General features: G+C 35.3%; 20 protein-coding genes. 10 read left to right on the top strand and 10 right to left on the bottom strand.

Features of this window, described 5'->3' with window-relative positions:
- Window position 1 precedes the first annotated feature (1 nt).
- The 8 genes from BUC31_RS15910 to BUC31_RS15945 form a co-directional block, all read right to left on the bottom strand.
- Window positions 2–1,714, bottom strand: a complete 1,713-nt coding sequence (locus tag BUC31_RS15910) for an OstA-like protein (RefSeq protein WP_396627753.1) — start codon at window positions 1,712–1,714, stop codon at window positions 2–4.
- Window positions 1,715–1,947: 233 nt separating this feature from the next.
- Window positions 1,948–3,384 carry a Gfo/Idh/MocA family protein gene (locus BUC31_RS15915; protein ID WP_073246089.1) on the bottom strand — a complete coding sequence of 479 codons (1,437 nt, stop codon included), beginning with the start codon at window positions 3,382–3,384 and terminating at the stop codon, window positions 1,948–1,950.
- Window positions 3,385–3,395: 11 nt separating this feature from the next.
- A complete protein-coding gene (locus tag BUC31_RS15920; RefSeq protein ID WP_073246091.1) occupies window positions 3,396–4,193 on the bottom strand; it encodes a 3-keto-disaccharide hydrolase in 798 nt (265 codons plus the stop codon).
- Between the two features lie 138 nt (window positions 4,194–4,331).
- The gene (locus BUC31_RS15925; protein WP_073246093.1) at window positions 4,332–5,603 is read right to left on the bottom strand and encodes an adenylosuccinate synthase; all 1,272 of its coding nucleotides are present in this window, start codon (window positions 5,601–5,603) and stop codon (window positions 4,332–4,334) included.
- A 25-nt stretch (window positions 5,604–5,628) separates the two neighbouring features.
- Window positions 5,629–6,099, bottom strand: a complete 471-nt coding sequence (locus BUC31_RS15930) for a Fur family transcriptional regulator (protein WP_073246095.1) — start codon at window positions 6,097–6,099, stop codon at window positions 5,629–5,631.
- A 49-nt stretch (window positions 6,100–6,148) separates the two neighbouring features.
- Window positions 6,149–8,353 carry a RelA/SpoT family protein gene (locus BUC31_RS15935; RefSeq protein WP_073246097.1) on the bottom strand — a complete coding sequence of 735 codons (2,205 nt, stop codon included), beginning with the start codon at window positions 8,351–8,353 and terminating at the stop codon, window positions 6,149–6,151.
- 44 nt (window positions 8,354–8,397) lie between these two features.
- Window positions 8,398–9,630 (bottom strand): M48 family metallopeptidase, encoded by a 1,233-nt coding sequence (locus BUC31_RS15940; protein WP_073246098.1) that lies wholly within the window; start codon window positions 9,628–9,630, stop codon window positions 8,398–8,400.
- 45 nt (window positions 9,631–9,675) lie between these two features.
- Entirely contained in the window at window positions 9,676–10,488 is an 813-nt protein-coding gene (locus tag BUC31_RS15945) for a TrmH family RNA methyltransferase (RefSeq protein ID WP_073246100.1), read from the bottom strand.
- Between the two features lie 84 nt (window positions 10,489–10,572).
- Here BUC31_RS15945 and BUC31_RS15950 point away from each other — a divergent pair, with 84 nt between their 5' ends.
- From BUC31_RS15950 to BUC31_RS15995, 10 genes are all read left to right on the top strand, one after another.
- On the top strand, window positions 10,573–11,367 hold the full coding sequence (locus BUC31_RS15950) for a DUF6503 family protein (protein ID WP_244534064.1): 795 nt from the start codon (window positions 10,573–10,575) through the stop codon (window positions 11,365–11,367).
- 100 nt (window positions 11,368–11,467) lie between these two features.
- Window positions 11,468–11,707 (top strand): MoaD/ThiS family protein, encoded by a 240-nt coding sequence (locus BUC31_RS15955; RefSeq protein WP_073246105.1) that lies wholly within the window; start codon window positions 11,468–11,470, stop codon window positions 11,705–11,707.
- The gene (locus BUC31_RS15960) at window positions 11,707–12,123 is read left to right on the top strand and encodes a molybdenum cofactor biosynthesis protein MoaE (RefSeq protein WP_073246107.1); all 417 of its coding nucleotides are present in this window, start codon (window positions 11,707–11,709) and stop codon (window positions 12,121–12,123) included. The genes BUC31_RS15955 and BUC31_RS15960 overlap by 1 nt, the downstream gene beginning before the upstream one ends.
- A 149-nt stretch (window positions 12,124–12,272) precedes the next feature.
- A complete protein-coding gene (gene moaA, locus BUC31_RS15965) occupies window positions 12,273–13,256 on the top strand; it encodes a GTP 3',8-cyclase MoaA (RefSeq protein WP_073246109.1) in 984 nt (327 codons plus the stop codon).
- Window positions 13,256–13,729: a cyclic pyranopterin monophosphate synthase MoaC gene (gene moaC / locus BUC31_RS15970; protein WP_073246865.1), complete on the top strand. Its 474-nt coding sequence runs from the start codon at window positions 13,256–13,258 to the stop codon at window positions 13,727–13,729. Before moaA ends, moaC begins: the two co-directional genes overlap by 1 nt.
- Window positions 13,713–14,306: an NTP transferase domain-containing protein gene (locus BUC31_RS15975; protein WP_073246111.1), complete on the top strand. Its 594-nt coding sequence runs from the start codon at window positions 13,713–13,715 to the stop codon at window positions 14,304–14,306. The genes moaC and BUC31_RS15975 overlap by 17 nt, the downstream gene beginning before the upstream one ends.
- The gene (gene moeB / locus BUC31_RS15980; RefSeq protein ID WP_073246113.1) at window positions 14,303–15,376 is read left to right on the top strand and encodes a HesA/MoeB/ThiF family protein; all 1,074 of its coding nucleotides are present in this window, start codon (window positions 14,303–14,305) and stop codon (window positions 15,374–15,376) included. Before BUC31_RS15975 ends, moeB begins: the two co-directional genes overlap by 4 nt.
- Window positions 15,360–16,136: a sulfite exporter TauE/SafE family protein gene (locus BUC31_RS15985; protein ID WP_073246115.1), complete on the top strand. Its 777-nt coding sequence runs from the start codon at window positions 15,360–15,362 to the stop codon at window positions 16,134–16,136. Before moeB ends, BUC31_RS15985 begins: the two co-directional genes overlap by 17 nt.
- A 65-nt stretch (window positions 16,137–16,201) precedes the next feature.
- Entirely contained in the window at window positions 16,202–17,395 is a 1,194-nt protein-coding gene (locus BUC31_RS15990) for a molybdopterin molybdotransferase MoeA (RefSeq protein WP_073246117.1), read from the top strand.
- A gap of 18 nt (window positions 17,396–17,413) precedes the next feature.
- Window positions 17,414–17,821, top strand: coding sequence for a hypothetical protein (locus BUC31_RS15995; protein WP_073246119.1), 408 nt, complete (start codon window positions 17,414–17,416; stop codon window positions 17,819–17,821).
- A gap of 79 nt (window positions 17,822–17,900) precedes the next feature.
- Here the strand turns inward: BUC31_RS15995 and BUC31_RS16000 are convergent, their stop codons facing one another.
- Both BUC31_RS16000 and BUC31_RS16005 read right to left on the bottom strand, forming a co-directional pair.
- Entirely contained in the window at window positions 17,901–19,193 is a 1,293-nt protein-coding gene (locus BUC31_RS16000; protein WP_073246121.1) for an amidohydrolase family protein, read from the bottom strand.
- 38 nt (window positions 19,194–19,231) lie between these two features.
- The gene (locus tag BUC31_RS16005) at window positions 19,232–22,186 is read right to left on the bottom strand and encodes an amidohydrolase family protein (protein ID WP_073246123.1); all 2,955 of its coding nucleotides are present in this window, start codon (window positions 22,184–22,186) and stop codon (window positions 19,232–19,234) included.
- Window positions 22,187–22,197 lie beyond the last annotated feature (11 nt).

Consider the following 22,197-nt stretch of genomic DNA (forward strand, 5'->3'; position numbering starts at 1 on the left):
CCTATTTTATCTTTTTTGGTTTCACAGATTTTTTAGGGTCTGTTGCTTTGTCTTGACCCGAAATATTGTTGATTGGGTCAGTATCGTTTTTACTTCTTTGTTGCTCTTCGGCATCAATATCAATGGGGTTGTCAATACCGTTAATAACTACAAGTTCTAAGTTGTTATCATCTTCATCAAAAATATCACCTTTGGTGAGTATACGCTCATCTCCACGCCAAACGAAGCCTTTTAATATTCTGCTATTTTTTGGTAAATCTTTTTCCGGAAATATATCTCCATCAGGATCTGTGTAAAATGTAAGATCTTCAATATCATTTTCCGCCATAGTAATTCTAATTTTACTGCAAACGGTTTTATCTATCCCTATAAGTTCATCATCATCATTATACATATAGTAAACTACCTCAGTATTCTGAACTAAGTCTATGAGTTTTAATTCGTTTTCAATAAACTTCCCATACAAATTAATCCCTTTGGCTTGGTTGTAGCCTGTCATGCTAACACTGTCTAAAGAGATTATAAAAGCATTGTTCAATACTTTTAAAGAATCTAATTTTTCAGTTTCTAAATTAGATTTTAGGTGAATACTATCACCTGTCATTTGGTTGGCGCCGTTCCAAATAATCGGATTTTTAATTAACTGAGTAATACCTGTCTTTTGTGCAGAGTGTATACTATCACATTTTCCGCTTAAATCAGTTTTGTAGAATTTTGCATTTCTAAAAGCACGCAGAATTCTATCTTCTGGTTTACCGGTGACCATTAGCGTATCGCCATGTACATAAAGTGAATCTCTTTCTTGCACAGAGATAGAAACCGCTCTTCTCGTGGCGAAAACAGAATCTTTTGCCTTATATACTTCGGCGTAATGTGCTCTAATTATACCGTTATTGATAGTATCTGTTACAGTAATGTTGTTGGTCGCAGATGCAAATTCTTTAGCCTTATTAAAGTACACGCTGTCACCTTCAATAATTCTGTTGTTATAATCTATACGTGTGTTTTTAATTCCGTAGCCGCTTTCAATCTTGGTGTCGTAAAATCCTCTCTCACAATATATTTTGTAAGCCTCGCCATTAATTGTGGACGGACCGTACATATAAGCGTTCTTGGAAGTAGTGTAGTAATCTAATTGTTCAGAGTCTAAAGTGTATTCAGGATTTTTTACATGTACACTATCTAAAAATTGATACTTTTTTAGTTCCATAAAATACTTGCCAATTTTACTGGTCAATGTATTTGCAGAATCTATTACCGTACCATTATCTTGATAAAAAGCTTCTTGTTTTTCGCGATCTAAACGTAAGGTATCTGTTCTTAAGGTCATGTCTGAATTTGTTAAAACAACATTTCCCCAAGCCTTAGCCAATTTTACATCACCTAAATAATTGATTTTTTTACTGGTCATTTCAACCGAATCGCCTTGCTTTAGTATAACATTGCCAATGGCTTCTAAACGATTCTCTAACTGGTAGTAAATGGCAACATCGCACCATAAATCGGCACCTTGATGTTCAAATTGTACTTGTCGGTCATCTTTACTAAATATAGATGCACCTGGGTATTCAGCTTCATTTTTTGTGAAGTTGGCACCATACACAATATTAATTTGTTTGGATTCTTCTTCTACTGCATCTTGTTGGGCATAACCAAAAAGAGTACATGCAAAGAATATTAGAACAACTGAATAAATCTTTTTCAACCTAAAAATTTTTTCAAAAATAGAACATTTTAAAAGAGCCTTGTCATGCTTAAGATACTTTTGGGAGATTAAAGCGAAAAGTGCTAGTGTTTATTTTATTTGCATACGGGTAATTGGATTAGAAAAATTACTTTCTAGTTAACCTTTAAATACTATGCTTTTCAAACATGTTATGTCAATACAGTGAAATAAGGCATAAAAAAAACCACTGGAAAGTGGCTTTTTTTTATTTTAAATATGAATTAGAAGTTTCTGTAATCTCCTTCTAAAAAAGCGTTGGCTTCATCTTCAGAGAATTTAGCATTTTCACTGTCCCAATGTAAAACTTGATTAGGGAATCTGCCAGCGATAACACCTAATAAAATAGTTTCAGTAAGTCTAGATGCATATGAAAATGGTGCGGTAGTTTCACCTGTGCCCAAACAGGCATCTACAAATTGGTGGTAATGTTTAGGTCCTTCCAAATCATAATCGCGAATTGGTTTGCTCATATTATTTGCTTTTTCTACAGCTTCTATTTCTGCAGAAATATCTACATATTTACCGTCTACTATCTTTTTTGGTAGTTGCATAAAATGCGGTAGTAATAGTCTTCCTTTTTCGCCAATGAACATAGCACCTTGATCTGGTAATGTACCTTCGCCAGCAGTTTTAGTTTCTAGAGACATTTTATCTGCCATAGAGTCTTTAGAGGTTTCTTTTGAATCTGCCATGTTCTCAGCTCCCGGTAGAATTAAATCTACATGGTCTTTAGGTGCTCCAGGTCCATCATACCAAACCCATTTTAATGTTTCAGTTGTATAAGCCGTTTGTGGGAATTCGTAAGTGACAATATTGTTTTGCGGAAAACCGAATCCGTTTGGTTCTCTACATTCATTTTTAATGTTCATAGGAACTTGTAGGTCTAGAGCATTATACGGGGTGTCAAAAATATGGACGCCCATATCACCTAAAGTACCACAACCATAATCGACTAATTTTCTCCAATTACCTGGGTGATAGAATCCTTCTTTATATGGTCTCTCAGCTGAAGTTCCTAACCATAAATTCCAATCTAATGATTCTGGTATTGGATCTGACCCTGTTGGTTCGGTTCCGTCATAGCCCCAATCTTTTGGTGACCATGCTCGTACCGTATGTACTTTGCCAATAATGCCAGATTGTATTAATAGGGTTGCTAGTTTATAATCGTAAAAAGAATGTACCTGAATTCCCATTTGGGTAACCAAGCCTTTTTCTGTTGCCAATTTGTTCATAGCCCTAGCCTCAGATACATAATGTGTCAACGGCTTTTGACAATATACTGGCTTGTCTAATTCCATTGCCATCATTGAGGCAGGTGCGTGGGTATGATCAGGAGTAGAAACGACTACAGCATCGATTTCATCACCCATTTCTTTTAGCATTACCCTATAGTCGGTATATGTTTTTGCATTTGGATGCAGTTTTTTTGCTTCTGCCAAGTTATTTGCATCAACATCACACAATACAGTTACATCCACTTTATTATGAGATGAAATTGCTTTTAAGTCTTCGGCGCCCATATTACCAACACCAATATGCGCAGTACGGAGTCTGGTTAATTTCTTTTCTTCCTTTTTACAAGACCAAAGTCCAGATGGTAATAATACAAACGTGGAAAGTGCTGCTGCGTTTTTTATAAAGTCTCTTTTGTTCATTGGTGTGGTGGTTAAAGTTTTTTGATTTTTATGTTTCTAAACCATATAGGGCTAGAATGATCTTGAAAGCCTATGTAGCCAGTTTTGAATTTGCCATAATCTTTACTGTTCTTCCATTTGTCTGAATTCTTTTTCAGGTACCAGGCTTCATCCCAAGGTACAAATGACACTACTTTTTTACCGTTTAGCCAATGTTCAACTTGCTCAGGTGTAAAAATGATTTTAGTAGTGTTCCATTCTCCAACCGGATTCAATATTTTTCCTTCTGGATCTGCCGCATGCATGGCATAATCTGAAGCTGTTTGTTGAAGTGGTTTTAGTTCCTCTGGTTTATCAGTATAGCCTAAACTTAAATTGTAGTCGGTTAAGTCGTGAATGCTGGCGTAGTTTTCGTCGTCTATCAATTGATACTCTGGTGAAACTTCTGGCGGACTATCATAACCTTCTTTTAAGTGGTAGAAAATACCGCTATTACCACCTTTTGGTAATTTCCATTCTACATAGAGTTCAAAATTATCAAACTCTTCTGCACCGTAAATAATGTCAGTGCCACCCGTGTAGTCTTGCTCTTTACCTAATTCAGTATCAAATTGTAGTTCTCCATCTTTAGCGATCCATCCTGGTGGTAGTTCTTTACCATTATAAGCGCGCCAACCTTTAGTTGTGGTGCCGTCGAACAAAGTGATCCATTCGCCTTTAGCTGGTTCTTCAGTTGCTGTTTGCTCTTCTGCTGTTTGTTTTTTTTCCGTTTTACAAGAAACTGCTAAAGCAGCAAATAAAAATAGGATAGAGAAGGTGGTTTTTTTCATATATCGAGTTGTAGTTGAAAGATGTGAAATTTACATTTTACACGATACTGAAATTACAAAAAAAAAGAATGGCGATAAAGGTATTTCCCTATATCGCCATTCCTGTAAGTTGAACAACCTCTCCTGGTCGTTAGATGTCTATCTTGATATTGTTTGAGTTCTATCTGGACCTACAGAAACAATCTTAATTGGCACTTCTAATTCTTTTTCAAGGAAATCAATATAATCATTAAGTTCTTTCGGCAATTGGTCTGCTGAAGTCATTTTGGTTAAATCTTCTTTCCAACAAGCGAACTCAGTGTAAATAGGAGTTACATTTTCTGGTTCTATGTTATAAGGGAAATGAGTTATAGTTTCACCTTTATATTTATAAGCAGTACATACTTGTAGGCTATCAAAACCAGAAAGTACATCACCCTTCATCATATTTAATTGTGTAACACCATTTACTTGACAAGCGTATTTTAATGCTACAAGGTCTAACCAACCACAACGACGAGGTCTACCTGTTACTGCACCAAATTCGTGACCTACTTTAGCCATTTCTGCACCAACTTCATCAAACAATTCTGTTGGGAAAGGACCAGAACCTACACGTGTAGTATATGCTTTGAAAATACCATATACTTCTTTTACTTTATTAGGTGCAATACCTAAACCTGTACAAGCACCTGCAGCTGTTGTATTAGATGATGTAACAAATGGGTATGTGCCAAAATCGATATCTAATAAAGAACCTTGAGCACCTTCTGCTAAAATAGTTTTTCCTGCTTTTATAGCTTGATTTAAGTATTCTTCACTATCTATAAAAGTTAATTCTTTTAAACGCTCTACAGCTTCAAAGAATTCTACTTCCATTTCATCCAAATCATACTGTACATCTACATTGTAGAAACTAATCATAGTTTCATGCTTATCTGCTAAAAGACGGTATTTTTCTTTCCAAGACTCTAATTCTAGATCTCCAACACGCATACCATTTCTACCGGTCTTGTCCATATAAGTTGGACCAATACCTTTCAAAGTAGAACCAATTTTTGCTTTTCCTTTAGATGCTTCAGAAGCTGCATCTAACAAACGGTGAGTTGGTAATATTAAATGTGCTTTTCTAGAAATAATAAGTTTTGCTTTGTAGTCTATGTTGAACTGGTCTAAACCTTCTAGTTCTTTTACAAAAACAACTGGATCGATAACAACACCGTTACCAATAACATTCATTGCCTTTTTATGAAAAATTCCTGAAGGAATAGTTCTAAGTACGTGTTTAATACCGTCAAATTCTAAGGTGTGACCAGCATTTGGACCACCTTGAAAACGCGCAATAATGTCGTAATCTCTAGTTAATACATCAACAATTTTTCCTTTTCCTTCGTCACCCCATTGTAGGCCTAACAATAAATCTACTGCCATCTAAATATTATATACTTGGTTAGTTCTATTTAATTTCTTTTTTGCCCGCATCTTTTGCAGGAGTATTTTTAGTCCCATAAAAATAAAGGGAATGTGTGTTTATTGTAATATCAAAAACTTCTTCTATCGTTTTCTTTATAGATTGAATTCGTGGGTCACAGAACTCCATTACCTCACCGGTATCAGTAAGAATAACGTGGTCATGCTGACGGTCAAAATATGACTTTTCGTATTGTGCCTGGTTTTTTCCAAACTGGTGCTTACGTACCAATTTACAATCTAAAAGGAGTTCTATAGTATTGTATAGGGTAGCCCTACTAACGCGATAGTTTTTATTCTTCATTTTAATATAGAGTGATTCTATATCAAAATGCTCTTCACTTTCGTAAATCTCTTGAAGTATGGCGTAGCGTTCAGGTGTTTTTCTATGTCCTTTGTCCCCCAAAAAGGTTGTGAAGACGTTTTTTACAATTTCTTGATTTTTATCAGAAGACATATTTACTTATTAATACACAAAGGTACAGTTAAATTTTAATTTCCTTTTTCTAAATACGTGTAACTTTATGAATTCCGTTGATGTTCATAAGATTGTCGGTCAGCTTTTTTAATACAGCTTTGTTTTTGACCACCACGGTAATCTTCCCTTTAAAGGTTCCGCCATCTGTACTGAAATTTAAATTACGCATATTTACGTGCATAATATCAGATATAACTTCTGTTATATCACTCACAAGACCCATATTGTCAATACCGGTAATTACAATATCTGCTTGGTATTCTTGTTGAGAAGAATCTATCCACTTTGCGCTAATTATACGGTATGCATAATTAGATTGTAAAGAAATGGCATTGGGACAGTTCTTTTTGTGAACCTTAATGCCTTCAGATACGCTAACAAAACCAAACACATCATCACCAGGTATTGGGTTGCAGCATTGAGAAAGTTTATATTCTAATTTTTCTTCTTCTTTACCAAAAACCAACATGTCATACTTAGAAGTAATCTCATCCTTGTTGATGTCTTCTGGTATAGGCGTTTTGCGCATTCGGTTCTTGAAGAAACTAATGAACGCATTACTGTATGATGAAGCAAAATCTTTAAGCATGGCATTGTCTATTGATCCAATACCAACTCTATAAAATAAATCTAAACTTGTTTTAAGTTTAAAGAAGGTGACCATTTTATTAATGGAATCTTCATTTAAAGTAATTTTTTGTGATTTTAACTTACGACGTAATATCTCTTTTCCGTCTTCAGCAACAGATTTTTTCTCTTCCCTTAAAACAGATTTAATTTTTGCTCGTGCCCTTGCTGTTGTAGCATAATCTAACCAGTTTTGATTAGGTTTTGCTTGGTCAGAGGTTATAATTTCAAGTTGGTCACCACTAGATAATGTGGTATTTAATGGTACTAATTTACCATTGACTTTTGCGCCTCTTGTGCGCATACCTACTTCTGTATGTATGCTAAATGCAAAATCTAAAGGAGTAGCACCCTTTGGTAAAGATTTTAATTCTCCTTTAGGGGTAAATACAAATATTTCTTTTGAATAGAGGTTGAGCTTAAATTCTTCAACAAAATCGACAGCATTGGTATTGGCGTTTTCCAAAGCTTCTTGAAGTTTGTTTAACCAAATTTCAATACCCTGTTCTTTTTGATTACCATGCTTGTATTTAAAATGCGCCGCATAACCTTTCTCAGCTATTTCGTGCATGCGCTCACTTCTGATCTGTACTTCTACCCATTTGCCTTTAGGTCCCATTACGGTAATGTGTAAGGCTTCGTAACCCGTAGATTTTGGCGAGGATATCCAATCTCTTAATCTAACCGGGTTAGGAGTGAAGTGATCGGTAACTATGGAATAAATTTTCCAGGCAAGAAATTTTTCGTTCTGTGCGTCGGATTTGTAAATAATTCTAATGGCGAATTTGTCATAGATTTCCTCAAAAGTGACATTCTGGGCAATCATCTTTTTACGCATAGAGAAGATAGACTTCATCCTCCCTTTTATAATATAATTGAGTCCTTCTTTTTTAAGAGAATTGTCAATAGTATCAGAGAAAGCATCGATATAGGCTTGCTGATCTTCCTTGCTATCTTCTATTTTGTCTTTTATAGATTTATAGACCTCAGGTTCAGTATACTTTAAACTTAAGTCTTCTAATTCCGTTTTAATATTGTAAAGCCCTATTCTATGTGCTAAAGGTGCATATATGTATAAGGTTTCAGAAGCAATTTTTACTTGCTTATGCTCTGGCATAGAATCCATGGTGAGCATATTGTGATAACGATCGGCAATTTTAATAATGATTACCCTAACATCATCATTTAAAGTCAAGAGCATTTTTCTGAAATTCTCTGCCTGTTGAGAGATATTCATGTCTTTCTTTAAATGCGATATTTTTGTGAGTCCGTCAACAATACGAGCTACAGTTTCACCGAACATGCGGTCAATATCATCTAATGTGTATTCGGTATCTTCAACAACATCATGTAGTAGGGCAGAGGCAATAGATACAGCATCTAGACCAATTTCTGATGCCACAATTTTTGCTACCGCTATAGGGTGAAAAATATAAGCTTCGCCCGATTTTCTTCGTTGAGTTTTGTGCGCATCAACAGCTATCTCAAAAGCACTTCGTATTAGTTTTTTATCCTCATCTGTTAAGGTTTGGTAACTAATACGCAGTAATTCTTTATACTCGTGAGCTATAAGTTTATTTTCTTCTTCTATTTCTACCTGTGTCATACTAGATTAAAAATAAGATAATCTTATATGATGGGCAACAAAAATTATGCCTTTAAATTACGTATGCGATCAATAAGTGGTGGATGTGAATAATGCATAAAAACATATGCAGGATGCGGAGTTAAGTTGCTAAGACTGTTTTTTGATAGCTTTTTTAAAGAAGTCACTAAAGGCAAGGCTGCGTAAGTATTCTTTGCATAGTCATCTGCCTGATATTCAAATTTTCTTGAAAAGTGATTCATTAGCAAGCCTGTGATTTCTGAAATGGGACTATATAAGATACCAAAACCGATTAATGCAGCATGAAAACTTGGTCTTTCTACACCTATTGCCAATGAAACTTCAGGATTATTAATAAATAATGAAAGTATAAATAACATTACTCCTGTAAGTACTATTGATGTGGCTAGATTAAATATGATGTGTTTTCTTTTATAATGCCCTATTTCATGGGCTAAAACAGCAACTATTTCTTCTTCTTCTAAATCGTTGATTAAAGTATCATATAGGGTTACTCGTTTTTCTTTTCCGAAGCCTGAGAAATAGGCGTTGGCTTTTGTGGAGCGTTTAGATCCATTGATGACAAAAATGTTTTGTAGATCAAAACCTACTTGAGCTGCGTAATTTTCTATTTTCTCTTTTAAGCTACCAGCTTCTAAAGGCTCTTGTTTATTAAACAAAGGCACAATTAATTTACTGTAGAATAAATTCATGAACAATGTGAAAATCGCTACAAATGCCCAGGTATACACCCAGAAGTTAGTGCCTGCCCATTGAAAGAACCATATTACCAGAGATAGAATTGCACCGCCAAAAATAATGGTCATTGCCCATTGCTTCAATTTATCAATTAAAAATGTCGCTTTTGTGGTTTTATTAAATCCAAATTTTTCTTCAATTATAAAGGTTTGGTAGTATGAAAACGGAATGTTGAGAATATCGCTTCCGATCATGATAATGCCAAAGAATACTAATGCCTGTATAATAATGTTCTCGCTGATAATTTGAGCAACATTATCTACCCAAGCAAATCCGCCGAAAAATAAAAAGGCTAAGATTAATGCTAACGAAAAAATAGAGGTAAAAACACCAAACTTGTAATTGGTTAATTTATATGCTTGTGATTTTTCATATTCTTCAGCATTATAAACGTCATTTAAATCTTCAGGAATAGGGTCTTTAAAGCGTTTTGCATTCAAATAATTCATTACTGTAGCAAGTATGAATTCTGCAATCAAAATGAAAAGGATGCAATAAAAGACGAATGTTTTATCCATATAGTGTAGTTGCAAACGAAAACTGTACTATAAAAAGTATAAATGTTACTTGTTTATTTTTCGCTGACGTTTCGCTTCAAAGATAAGTATTGCCGCAGACACAGAAACGTTCATAGAATCTATTTGACCCTCCATTGGTATAATGATGTTCTGAGTACTGTTTTTTAGCCATTCTTCACTTAATCCAGAATGTTCGGTACCTACTACTATTGCAGTAGGTGCTGTGAAATTGACTGTCGTATAATCTTTAGATGCTGATAGTGCTGCACAGAATATTTGAAATCCTTCTTTTTTTAAATAAGATATAATTTCAGTAGTGCTACCCATTTTTACATTTCTAGAAAAAAGGCATCCTACGCTGGATCTTATAATGTTCGGATTATATAAATCTGTTTTAGGGTTGGCAATTAAAACTGCATCTAAATTTGCAGCATCTGCAGTTCTTAGTAATGCACCAATATTACCAGGTTTTTCGGGAGCCTCGGCGATAAGTATTAGCGGATTCTTAGTTTCGAATTTCAATGTGGAAAGTTGATGGTCTTTACTTTTAGCAATGGCTATTACTCCCTCGGTCGTGTCTCTGTAGGCTAATTTTTTATAGATTTCTGTGGTTACTGAAATAAGTTGATCTGAGTGAAAAGATTTTAAAATACCGCTACTTTCAGAACTCTCTAAAATGTCTTCACAGTATAATACCGTTTCTATTTCATACTGTGCGCCAATTGATAGTTGTAATTCAAGCAGCCCTTCTAAGATGAAAAGACCTGTTTTTTTGCGCTCTCTAGATTTTTCTTTTAAGAGTAAAATCTTCTTTATCAGTGGGTTTTGAGCGCTACTAATGTGTTTTGTTGCTTGCATGAAATACAAAAATAGTTCAATTTGGTAAGTCTACTATAGTTTCTCGACTAAGCGATTTCAAAAAATAATAAATAATTAATTGAAATGATGAGTAAATTTTACCTTTTAGTTTTAGCCTTTGCTATATTTTCATGTAAAGAAACACCAAAGAAAGAAATGATTACCGATGCTGTTGAAGAAGTAGCTATTCAGGTAAATTTAGATAAATATCCTGCCAAATTAAATAAAGTATTTGAAGCACATGGTGGTTTAAATGCTTGGAAAGGCTATAAAACATTGAATTTTGAAATGCCTAATGAAAAATTCAACGAAATTCAAACTATTGATCTTCAGAACAGATTCGATAAAATTTCTACACCAGATTATACGCTTGGTTATAACGGGGAAGTTTGGCTTTTAGATAACACCGGTAATTATGAAGGCAAGCCAAAATTCTATCATAATTTAATGTTCTATTTCTATGCGATGCCTTTTGTATTGTCAGATGACGGAATTAAATATGAAGAAGTTGATGCTTTGGTTTATGACGGAATTTCATACCCTGGGTACAAAATTTCATATAATAGCGGAGTAGGAGCGTCTTCTACAGATGAGTACTATATTCATTATGATGCAAAAACGTATGAAATGAGATGGTTAGGGTATACCATGACCTATTTTAGTGGTGAGCCATCAACAAAAATTAACTGGATAAATTATGCTGATTGGGTAAATGTTGATGAAGTTTTGTTGCCAAATTCTATTACATGGCATAAGGTTGAAGAGGGTAAAATTAAAGAAGCAGCTAAAACGGTAAATTTTGAAAATGCTAGTTTATCTACAGACGCTAAACCTCTTGATTTTTATGCTGCACCTGAGAATGCTGTAATTGTGGAGTAAGGCTTTTCTCAAAATCATATAATTTTTTTAAAATAGGTGCCATTTTTATGGCACCTTATTTTTTATACCTAACTTGGAATTTATCTAATTTTAAAGGGATATGAATGTACTTTTTTTTGGCATTACAAAAGATATTGTAGGTAGCTCTGAAATCAGTTTTTCTGATGAATTTAAACCTATAAACGTTGCCGAATTAAAAAAGCAACTTGTGGAATCGTATCCTGAATTTTCTAAATTGAATTCATTGGCAGTAGCTGTAGATAGTGAATATGCTGATGATAATGTACTATTGAAAGGCAATGAAGAGATTGCCATTATACCACCAGTAAGCGGAGGCTAATGAAGAAAGTAATTGAGATAGTTGATGTTATTGATACCGCGAAGGTGTATGCTGAATTAAGCGATGCCAATAGTGGCGGAATCTGTGTTTTTGTAGGTGCCGTACGTGAGTTTACGAACAATGAAGAAGTAGTTGCTTTAGAGTTTGAAACGTATAAGGCAATGGCTTTAAAAGAAATGGAGAAGATTGCCGATACCGCAATGCAAAAATGGTCATTGAATAAAGTGGTCATGAGACATGCCGTTGGTGAAAAAGGGGTTGAGGAACCAGTAGTAATTGTTGGTGCGTCATCCGCTCATAGAGATGCTTGTTTTGAAGCATGTAGGTTTTTAATAGATACCCTAAAGGAAACAGTACCTATCTGGAAAAAAGAGAAGTTTAAGAATAAAACGGTATGGGTTTCAGCACATCCGTGATTTTATAGAGAATAGAAATTAGAGACAAAGAATAAAGAAAATAGATTAGAGAGAAGAGAGAATTTGAACTTGTTTTAGAGTTTGATTTTTGTATTTGAACTTGACTCTTGAACTTGAACTTTTTTTGTATTTCAATTGGTAATGAAAGTATGTTAGTAGACAACCACAATAGAGAAATAAATTACTTGAGATTAGCGGTTACAGACCGTTGCAATCTGCGTTGTAATTATTGCATGCCAGAAGAGGGAATCAATTTTGCCAAAAACGACAAGTTGTTTACCATAGATGAGTTGGTGAAATTAAGTGAGATAGTGGTTTCTCAAGGCATAGACAAAATACGAATTACAGGTGGTGAGCCTTTTGTTCGTAAAGACTTGATGGTGTTGTTACGTAGCTTGTCAAAATTAGATGGGTTAAATGACATTTCTGTGACTACGAATGCAACTTTGATTGGTCCGCATATAGATGAGTTGAAAGAATTGGGCATTAAGAATATTAATGTGAGTATGGATGCTATTAACCGCGAGACTTTTGAGCGTATTACGCGCCGCGATCATTATGATGTGGTGTATAATAATATGATTCGATTAATTACCGAAGGCTTTAATGTTCGTATTAATTTCATTGCTTTAGAAGGTCAGAATACTGATGATATTCTTCCAATGCTAGAATTGACTAAGCACTACAATGTATCTGTACGTTATTTGGAAGAAATGCCTTTTAATGGTGGTTCAAAAGAATTTCAGACTATAAAATGGGATTTTAAGACCATACTTGAACATATTAGAAGTGAGCATCCAGATTATTATAAATTAGAATCTCCAAAGACATCAACTTCCATGAATTATAAGATTCCCGGTTTTAAAGGGACTTTCGGAGTTATTCCTTCTTTTAGTAGAACTTTCTGCGGAAGCTGTAATCGATTGAGAATTTCGGCTACAGGTGATGTAATTACATGTTTATATGCCAAAGCAAGTGTAAATCTTAGGGATATTATGAGAGCTGATGATGTGGAAGAGAACATCAAAAAAGAAATTTTAAAGGCTGTAGGCAGTCGTGCCAAAACAGGTTTTGAGGCACAAGAAAAATATAAGGATGTATTTAGTAATTCAATGACTTCAATAGGAGGATGATGCAGAAGAAATTATCACATATAGATGAATCTGGGAATGCTACCATGGTAGATGTTTCTCAAAAAATAGCTTCGGTAAGAACAGCAATTGCTAGTGGAACTATAAAATTTCCATCAGAGGTTTTCAAATCTTTATCTGATCAAGATTTTGTTGGTAAAAAAGGAAGTATTGTACAAACAGCTGTTATTGCGGGTATACAAGGTGTAAAGAAAACGGCGGAATTGATTCCGTTGTGCCATCAAATAAACTTGTCTAAAATCAATGTTGAAATTGAACCAAGTTTAGACGCTTTTCAAATTACATGTACGGTAAAATGTAATGAAAAAACAGGTGTAGAAATGGAAGCTTTAACGGGTGTTTCAATAGCTGCATTAACTATCTATGATATGTGTAAGGCTCTTTCACAAGATATAGTGATTGGTGCAATTCAATTAGAACAAAAAACAGGAGGGAAAAATGATTTCCAACGCTAAGTTGTACGGATTGGTGCTTTCTGGTGGTAAAAGCACTAGAATGGGTAAAGATAAAGGTCTAATTACGTATCATAACCTGCCACAACGTGAACATTTATACCATTTGTTAAGTGAGGTTTGTAATCAAACATTTCTAAGTATCCGTAAAGATCAAGAGAGTGAGATTTCTAATTCGTTTAAAACTATTCTAGATCAAGATGAATTTCGTGGTCCTTATAACGGACTGCTATCTGCTCATAAAGCACATCCAGAAGCTGCTTGGTTAGTATTGGCGTGCGATTTGCCATTGATGGATAAAAACGCACTTAAAGAATTAATAGCTGCAAGAAACTCAGATAAGATAGCGAGTGCATTTGCTGATGCTGAAGATCCTTTACCGGAACCACTTTGTGCTATCTGGGAACCAGAAGCTTTAAAGCAATCTGTTGAATACCTAAAAGCAGGAAATGGATCTTGCCCAAGAAAATTCTTAATTAATGCAGATGTCAACTTGGTGTTTCCAAAACAAAAAGAAGTACTGCTCAATGCAAATTCAAGAGCAGAATATGAAGAAGCGCTACTTAAAATAGTACCATGAACCAAAATCGTTACCAAAGACAAATCACCTTAGCCGGATTTGGAACCGAAGGTCAGCATAAGCTAAATAAAGCTAAAGTGCTTGTTGTTGGTGCTGGCGGACTAGGTATTCCCGTGTTAACTTATTTGAATGCCATGGGTGTTGGTACTTTAGGTATTGTTGATGCAGATGTAGTTTCGTTATCTAACCTTCACCGTCAAGTTTTGTTTACCGAAGCTATGGTGGGTAGTCTTAAAGTTGAGGCAATAAAAAAGCAATTATCAGCTCAAAATTCAACTACACAAATACATACGTATCAAACTTTTTTAACGGTCGCTAACGCACTTGATATTATTGAAAATTATGATGTAGTTGTTGATGCTACTGATAATTTTCCCACTAGATATTTAATTAATGATGCCTGTGTAATTGCAAATAAACCTTTCGTTTATGGTGCATTACACGCTTTTGAGGGTCAGGTGAGTGTTTTTAATTATAAAGGTGGACCAACATATCGGTGTTTGTTCCCGTCCATGCCAGCGGCAGATGCGGTGCCTAATTGTAATGAAAATGGCGTATTAGGTATTTTGCCTGGTATTATTGGTAATCTACAAGCTTTAGAAGTAGTAAAGATTATTGCAGAAATAGGAGAGGTGCTGTCGGGAGTTCTATTGCTGTTTGATACGCTTACTCAACGAACACAACAAATGAAGTTCAAGTTGCAACCAGGTAACAATGATATTAAAACACTCGCAACCAGCTACGAGTTTAACTGTGAGCTTCCTTTGAAATCAGTAGAGGCTGTGGAGTTTAATGCTATTCTGATTGAACAGGCTGTTGAGCTAATTGATGTGCGCACAGTAAAAGAATTTCAAAGACAACATTTAAAAGAAGCCAAACATATTCCTTTAAGTGAATTAATCAATAGAGTATCTGAGGTTGATCTTGAGAATACAGTTTATGTTATTTGTCAGTCTGGTGTACGAAGTAAAAAGGCAATTATCAAGATGCAAGAATTATTCCCAGGTAAAGACTTTGTCAATGTTAGCGGAGGTATGAACCAGATGAAAAATTATGTTGATACCTATTGAGCAATTGGTGTTTTTATGCATTGGTTTTTTTATCATTGCCACCTTGTATTCTTCTGTAGGTTTTGGTGGTGGCTCTAGCTATTTGGCTTTATTGACACTTGTTTTAACTAGTTTTTTTGCCATCCGGTCTATTGCATTGGTTTGTAATTTGGTGGTAGTTTCAGGTAGTACGTATCTCTATTTTAAAAATGGTCATGCAAAACTAAAAGATTTTCTTCCCTTTGTTTTGGCGAGTATTCCGTTAGCATACATAGGCGCAACATTCCGATTAAAAGAAAGCGTTTTTTTTATAATTTTAGGATGCTCACTTATTCTTTCCGCATTGTTTTTGGCTGTTCAGACGGTTGAAATTGATAAATCAAAAAAAGAAGTGGAAGATTACCCTAACTATTTAAGTTATGTGTTAGGGGTGGGAATCGGATTCTTATCAGGATTAGTAGGCATCGGTGGAGGTATATTTTTAGCTCCCGTTCTAAATCATTTACGATGGAATAAAGCTATAAAAATAGCTGCTCTTGCCAGTTTCTTTATTTTGGTTAATTCGGTTTCCGGATTATTTGGATTGATCACAAGCGATTCATTGTCATTACCATTGCGAGAAACTATTTGCTTGGTTATAGCTGTTCTTCTTGGCGGACAGTTAGGTATTCGCATCAGTCTTAAAAAACTATCGGCAAATGGTATTAAAAGGGTAACTGCTTTATTGGTATTTGTAGTAGGTATTCGAGTCTTATTGGTGAATGGACTCGAATTGTTTTAGAAGATTTAATTAATTGGCTTCAATTCTTCAAGGGTATAATTTATAATAGTTTTACCTTTAATTCCATGATTACATTTAAAGAAGCATACCAAAAAGTGTTAGCCCATCCTCTAGATTTAGGTACAGAGATCGTTTCACTTATGGATAGCTTAAATAGAATATTGGCAGAAGATATTTACGCCGATCGAGATTTTCCTCCTTTTGATCGCGCTACCAAAGATGGTATAGCCGTTCAGTTTTCAGATTTTGCAAATAATGGACACTCTTTTAAAATTGAAGGACTTGCTGCTGCTGGCGTAGTACAACAAGTTTTGAATGATAAAAACAACTGTCTGGAAGTAATGACCGGTGCAGTTGTGCCAGAACATTGCGATACCGTTGTGATGTATGAACACATCACTATTGATGAAGGTAAAGTTACTATCAATGAGAAAGTGACTAAAGGTCAGAATATTCATTACCAAGGTAGCGATGAAAAAGCAGATGCGCTTCTTTTATCCAAAGGGAAAAAAATTACTCCTGCAGAAATCGGAGTAATGGCTACTGTTGGTAAAGCAACAGTAAAGGTTATGGGTAATCCTAAAGTTTGTACCATAGCTACGGGGAATGAATTGGTTGCCGTTAATGAAACTCCTAAACCACACCAAATACGAAAATCGAATATGCTGACTATTAAAGCGGCATTATTGAATTCTAAAATTGAAGCCAGTTCTCTTCATTTGTTAGATGATAAAAAAGAAATTGAGCGAGAACTAGAAAGAGCTTTAATTGAAAATGATGTGCTATTATTGAGTGGGGGAGTGTCTAAAGGGAAGTTCGATTTTATTCCTGAGGTAATGGAATTTTTGGGAGTCCATAAGGTGTTTCATAGAGTGTTACAAAGACCAGGAAAGCCATTTTGGTTCGGTATTCACCCAAAACTGAATACGGTTATTTTTTCTTTTCCAGGAAATCCGGTTTCTACATTTGCTAATTATCACCTCTATTTTTTACCATGGCTACAGACCTCTTGGGGACTTCCATTAGATAATTCGTATATTAAGCTAAGTGCAGCAATTAAAATAACACAGCCGCTAACCAGATTTATTCAGGTTAGTACGGAAGTAAAAGATGGAATATTTTGGGCTACGCCCGTTGTTGAAAATGGTTCGGGAGATTTAACTAGTTTGGCAAAGGCTGACGGGTTTATTAATTTAGAACCAAGAACTGAAGAATATGAAGTAGGGGAGGTAGTACCTTTTGTAAAGACCAGATGGTAACCAATTAAAATTTTATATATGAATCCTGTTGTAAAGAATATTTTGGCGGTCGTAGCCGGAATTGTTGTTGGTAGCATAGTTAATATGGGAATTATTATGATCAGTGGTTCTATTATTCCGCCACCAGAAGGTGCAGATATTACAACTATGGAAGGGTTAAAGGCTTCTATACATTTTTTTGAACCCAAACATTTTATTTTTCCTTTTCTTGCTCATGCCTTAGGTACTTTGGTGGGTGCGGTTATAGCAACAAAAATTGCAGCAACGAGAAAACTATTGATGGCACTGCTTGTAGGTTTATTTTTCTTAATTGGTGGTACTGCAAATATTGCAATGCTTGGCGGACCAATGTGGTTTACTGCCTTAGATATTATAGTAGCTTATATGCCTATGGGATATTTAGGATATAAGCTTGCTAAAAAATAAATGCTAACTTATTAAAAATAAAAAGAGGCTGTCTACAATTGTAGACAGCCTCTTTTGTTATATTAATTTGTGAAGTTTACTATTTTCCTTCGTACTTGCCCATATAGCGTTTCCAAAGTTCGGTTTGGTGTGTTTCTAAAGAAACTGTTCTACCGTCTATAAACACATGTGTTAATTGATTACCTGCCATATCTAACGCATCACCTTCAGAAATAAATAATGTAGCACTTTTTCCATTTTCTAAAGTACCGTACATATCATCAATTCCTAAGATTTTTGCAGTGTTCCCAGTTAATAACTGTACTGCAGTTTCTTTATCCAAACCTTGCTGAGCTGCTTGACCAGCATAGAATGGTAAATTTCTAGTTTGAAAATTTTCTGCATCTGAATTTTGTATCCCAACTAATAAGCCTGCGTCTACCAATAATTTTGGTAATTTATAAGGTAGGTCATAGTCATCATCATCAAAAACAGGTAAATTATGTGTATACTGTACTAAAACAGGGATGTTGTTACTCTTTAAAAATTCTGGGATTTTATATGCATGGTAACCACCTATTAATACAACTTCTTTAGCACCATAACTTTTTAAAGTATTAATAGCATCAATAATTTGTTTTTCATCATCTGCATGTACATATAATTTTTGACTACCATCAAATACACCTTGCATTGCTGCATATGCAGGGTTTACCTCTTTAGGAGTAGATTTGCCGTATGCTGACGCATTTTTAAAGAATGAAGTTACTTCTTCAATTTGCTTGCTGTAATCTTTATTTGGTTGATATCCTGGGTCTTCACCAGCCCACCAGCGACCTTGCTTAAAAGTAGTTGGCCAGTTTAAATGAACACCATCATCAACTTTAATAGCTGCATCTTCCCAGTTCCAAGCATCAAACTGTACAATGCTTGATGTACCTGAAATACGACCACCGGTAGGAGCGATTTGAGCGATTAAAACTCCATTAGGGCGCATACTTTCTACTACTTTAGATTCCGCGTTATAAGCGATTAAACTTCTTACATGCGGAATAAAATCACCTATTTCATCTTCATCATTTGATGCTCTTACAGCATCGATTTCTACCAATCCTAAGGTTTTAGCGGGAGCAATAAAACCTGGGTAAACATGCTTTCCTGTTGCATCTATTACTTTCCCTTTTCTGGCAATTCTCATTTTAGAATCGCCTACGAAAGTGATTTTTCCGTCTTCGAACATAATCAAAGAACTTTGAATTACTTCTCCGTTACCCAAGTGGGCAGTGGCACCTTCAATGGTAATGGCATCGGTTTGTTTAGCGCCGGGCGTTTGCTGTGCCATAGATGGTATGACCAGACCTATAGCTATGATTAACGTTATAAATTTTTTCATTTGTATTGTTTTATATTTTTGAACTATAGCTTATTGAATTAAAGGCTTTCACAAGTGAAATCTCGTTTTATACTTTGTTTTGGACCTTGTGTCTTCTTACCGCCACTTTTTTCTTTAAGCATCATCGTAACCAATTCGTTTCTTTCCTTCTTAATAGTTTCGCGGTTCTTCTTATCTGTTTCTAAATCGAAATAAGTAACACCTTCAATCATGGTCTTTTCAGCTTTGGAGTATATAGAAAGAGGATTGCCAGACCATAAAACTAAATCGGCATCTTTACCTTCTTTAATACTACCCACACGATTATCTAAGTGTAAAAGTTTTGCAGGGTTAATAGTTACCATCTTCCAAGCTTCCAATTCTGTCATTCCACCATACTTGATAGTTTTTGCAGCTTCTTGGTTTAATCTTCTGATCATTTCACGATCATCACTATTAATTGCCGTAACAACACCTTGCTTTTGCATTATTGCTGCATTGTATGGTATGGCATCGTTTACTTCAAATTTATATGCCCACCAGTCACTGAAGGTACCAGCACCAGCACCATGCTCTACCATCTTATCGGCTACTTTATAACCTTCTAAGATGTGAGTGAACGTATTAATTCTGAACCCGAAATGTTCTGCAACTTTCATCATCATATTGATTTCGCTCTGTACATAAGAGTGACAAGAAATAAAGCGCTCTCCATTTATGATTTCTGCCAAAACTTCCATTTCTTCATCATAACGGTAAGGCTCACCGTTTTTCTTTTTAGTGTCATATTCCTTAGCTCTTTGGAAATAGTTCATGTACATCTGTTCAACACCCATACGTGTTTGCGGAAAACGTGAGAAGCTGCCCCAGTTACTTTGTTTTACATTTTCGCCAAGGGCGAATTTTATAAACTTTGGAGAGTTTTCATAAATTAATCCGTCTGCTTCCTCACCCCATTTTAATTTTAATATGGCAGATCTACCACCTATTGGGTTTGCAGAACCATGTAATAATTGTAACGATGTAACACCACCTGCAAGAGACCTGTAAATACCCATGTGTTCTGGGTCAACAACATCTTCCATTTTTACTTCTGCAGAGCTATTTTGACCAGCTTCGTTTACGGCTAAAGCTGCAATGTGACTATGTTCGTCAATAATACCCGCTGTTAAGTGTTTGCCTGTAGCATCAATTACTGTTGCACCACCAGCACTTAAGTCTTTTCCTATTTTAACAATCTTTCCGTTTTTAACAAGAACATCGGTATTTTCTAAAACACCTGCATCTTCACTTGTCCATACCGTAGCATTTTTGAACAATGTATTTTGTGCTTTTGGCTTAGATGCAAATCCGTATCCTACATTAGGGAAGGTCACTGGCATCACTTTAATCGCCTCGGCAGTTTTGCCTTTTTCTGCTTCTTTTTCTGTGAACGATTTGGATTTGGTTGCCGTGAATTGAGATTCAGTACCATCTGGCAATACCAAACGACCAGTTAAGTTGTCTGATGTTTTGGTTACAGCACCTATCATTCTAAAGGTTTTTTCACCTTTATCTGTAGCAAATGACATTGTTACCCAATTGTCATCATAAGTAATTTTAGAAGTTAATTTTGTAGTGTCTTGTTTTACTTCGATTTTAGGTTTAGAAATTTCACCTGTTATGGAAACATCATATGATTTTCCTTGCACGGTTAAATTGTAATCTCCTCGAATGTCTTTTGAATCCATTGCATTTACAACACTTTTTGTACCCTGAACCCAGTTTTCGTAAAGTGTGGTAGATTTATCAAAAACATCACCTGATGTAATTAAAAAGTTGGCTATTGCTCCTGTTTTTAAAGAACCAATTTCATTTGATTTCCCTAAAATTTGAGCAGGTACAGTAGTAAGTGCTTCTAATGCTTTAGTTGATGAAAGTCCGTATTCAATGGCTTTCATTAGTTTCTCTTTGAAATTGGCAGCAGATTTTAAATCATGTGTAGTTAGTGAAAACTGAATTCCGTTCTCTGCTAATACCTTTGGATTAGAAGGAGCCTGATTCCAATAACGCATATCTTGTAAAGAAACATAACCAACAGCATACGGATTAGAAACATCATATGCATCTGGAAAATTTAGCGGTAGAATGTATTTGGCATTGGTAGCTTTTATTTCTTCAATACGTTCAAACTCATTACCACCACCTAGTATGGTGTATTGAATACCATTTGCATCTCCAATTTTATCGGCACGTAAATCATGAGATTTATCTTCAGCTTCAAAAATCTGCACTAAGCTTTTGTTTTCATTAAGTGCCTCTAAAGAAAGGTCTGTTGTGGAGGCATTGCCTTTAGCGTACCAGTCGGCATCACTATACATTTGTCTTAACAGAGCCAATGTTCCCATTAAAGAACCTGGGTAAGATTGCCCTTTGGCAATACTTCTGGTTAAAGAAAAATATTGCGCAGAACGGTCATCTAAGATTCTATTCGCATTAGTTCCGTTTCCGTTTAAAGCTATAAGAACACCAGTACCTCTGGCAATACCATCTTGAATGTGAGAGTTAACGACACCGAAACCAGCTTCACGCAGCACTTTGGCTTCCTTGTCATCATAAGTGAATTTTTCAATTGCTTTGTTTTCTGGCATTATATGATCGTTCCAATAATACCCTTCTCTAGAAGGTTCATATTGGGCAGATCTGCCTCTACCCGGCTTTTTCTTAGCTTGTTCTACACCAAATTTAGAGTACACATCTATAAAAGAAGGATAAATAGATTTACCGTCTAAATCTATTACAACAGCATTTTTAGGAATGCTAACTGAGCTTGAAGCACTGACAACCTTACCGTGCTGTATTAATAGTGTTCCCTTTTCAATGACTTGTGTAGGGGTTACGAAGATTTTTGCATTTGTAAAAGCCGTGTAGTTGTTATTGTTGACTTTTACCCCAGCATTTTCTGGGAAATAATCTTGTGCAGTTAAAAATGAGCCATACCCGAGTAGGCATAGCGCAAAGAATAGTTTTTTCATTACGTTTGGTT

The organism is Maribacter aquivivus (assembly GCF_900142175.1).
Taxonomy (GTDB): domain Bacteria; phylum Bacteroidota; class Bacteroidia; order Flavobacteriales; family Flavobacteriaceae; genus Maribacter; species Maribacter aquivivus.

Excerpts from the sequence above, each read along its gene's own strand:
- BUC31_RS15915 (WP_073246089.1), bottom strand. The coding sequence starts at position 3,384 with ATGAACAAAAGAGACTTTATAAAAAACGCAGCAGCACTTTCCACGTTT.
- BUC31_RS15920 (WP_073246091.1), bottom strand. The coding sequence starts at position 4,193 with ATGAAAAAAACCACCTTCTCTATCCTATTTTTATTTGCTGCTTTAGCA.
- BUC31_RS15925 (WP_073246093.1), bottom strand. The coding sequence starts at position 5,603 with ATGGCAGTAGATTTATTGTTAGGCCTACAATGGGGTGACGAAGGAAAA.
- BUC31_RS15930 (WP_073246095.1), bottom strand. The coding sequence starts at position 6,099 with ATGTCTTCTGATAAAAATCAAGAAATTGTAAAAAACGTCTTCACAACC.
- BUC31_RS15935 (WP_073246097.1), bottom strand. The coding sequence starts at position 8,353 with ATGACACAGGTAGAAATAGAAGAAGAAAATAAACTTATAGCTCACGAG.
- BUC31_RS15940 (WP_073246098.1), bottom strand. The coding sequence starts at position 9,630 with ATGGATAAAACATTCGTCTTTTATTGCATCCTTTTCATTTTGATTGCA.
- BUC31_RS15945 (WP_073246100.1), bottom strand. The coding sequence starts at position 10,488 with ATGCAAGCAACAAAACACATTAGTAGCGCTCAAAACCCACTGATAAAG.
- BUC31_RS15950 (WP_244534064.1), top strand. The coding sequence starts at position 10,573 with ATGATGAGTAAATTTTACCTTTTAGTTTTAGCCTTTGCTATATTTTCA.
- BUC31_RS15955 (WP_073246105.1), top strand. The coding sequence starts at position 11,468 with ATGAATGTACTTTTTTTTGGCATTACAAAAGATATTGTAGGTAGCTCT.
- BUC31_RS15960 (WP_073246107.1), top strand. The coding sequence starts at position 11,707 with ATGAAGAAAGTAATTGAGATAGTTGATGTTATTGATACCGCGAAGGTG.
- moaA (WP_073246109.1), top strand. The coding sequence starts at position 12,273 with ATGTTAGTAGACAACCACAATAGAGAAATAAATTACTTGAGATTAGCG.
- moaC (WP_073246865.1), top strand. The coding sequence starts at position 13,256 with ATGCAGAAGAAATTATCACATATAGATGAATCTGGGAATGCTACCATG.
- BUC31_RS15975 (WP_073246111.1), top strand. The coding sequence starts at position 13,713 with ATGATTTCCAACGCTAAGTTGTACGGATTGGTGCTTTCTGGTGGTAAA.
- moeB (WP_073246113.1), top strand. The coding sequence starts at position 14,303 with ATGAACCAAAATCGTTACCAAAGACAAATCACCTTAGCCGGATTTGGA.
- BUC31_RS15985 (WP_073246115.1), top strand. The coding sequence starts at position 15,360 with ATGTTGATACCTATTGAGCAATTGGTGTTTTTATGCATTGGTTTTTTT.
- BUC31_RS15990 (WP_073246117.1), top strand. The coding sequence starts at position 16,202 with ATGATTACATTTAAAGAAGCATACCAAAAAGTGTTAGCCCATCCTCTA.
- BUC31_RS15995 (WP_073246119.1), top strand. The coding sequence starts at position 17,414 with ATGAATCCTGTTGTAAAGAATATTTTGGCGGTCGTAGCCGGAATTGTT.
- BUC31_RS16000 (WP_073246121.1), bottom strand. The coding sequence starts at position 19,193 with ATGAAAAAATTTATAACGTTAATCATAGCTATAGGTCTGGTCATACCA.
- BUC31_RS16005 (WP_073246123.1), bottom strand. The coding sequence starts at position 22,186 with ATGAAAAAACTATTCTTTGCGCTATGCCTACTCGGGTATGGCTCATTT.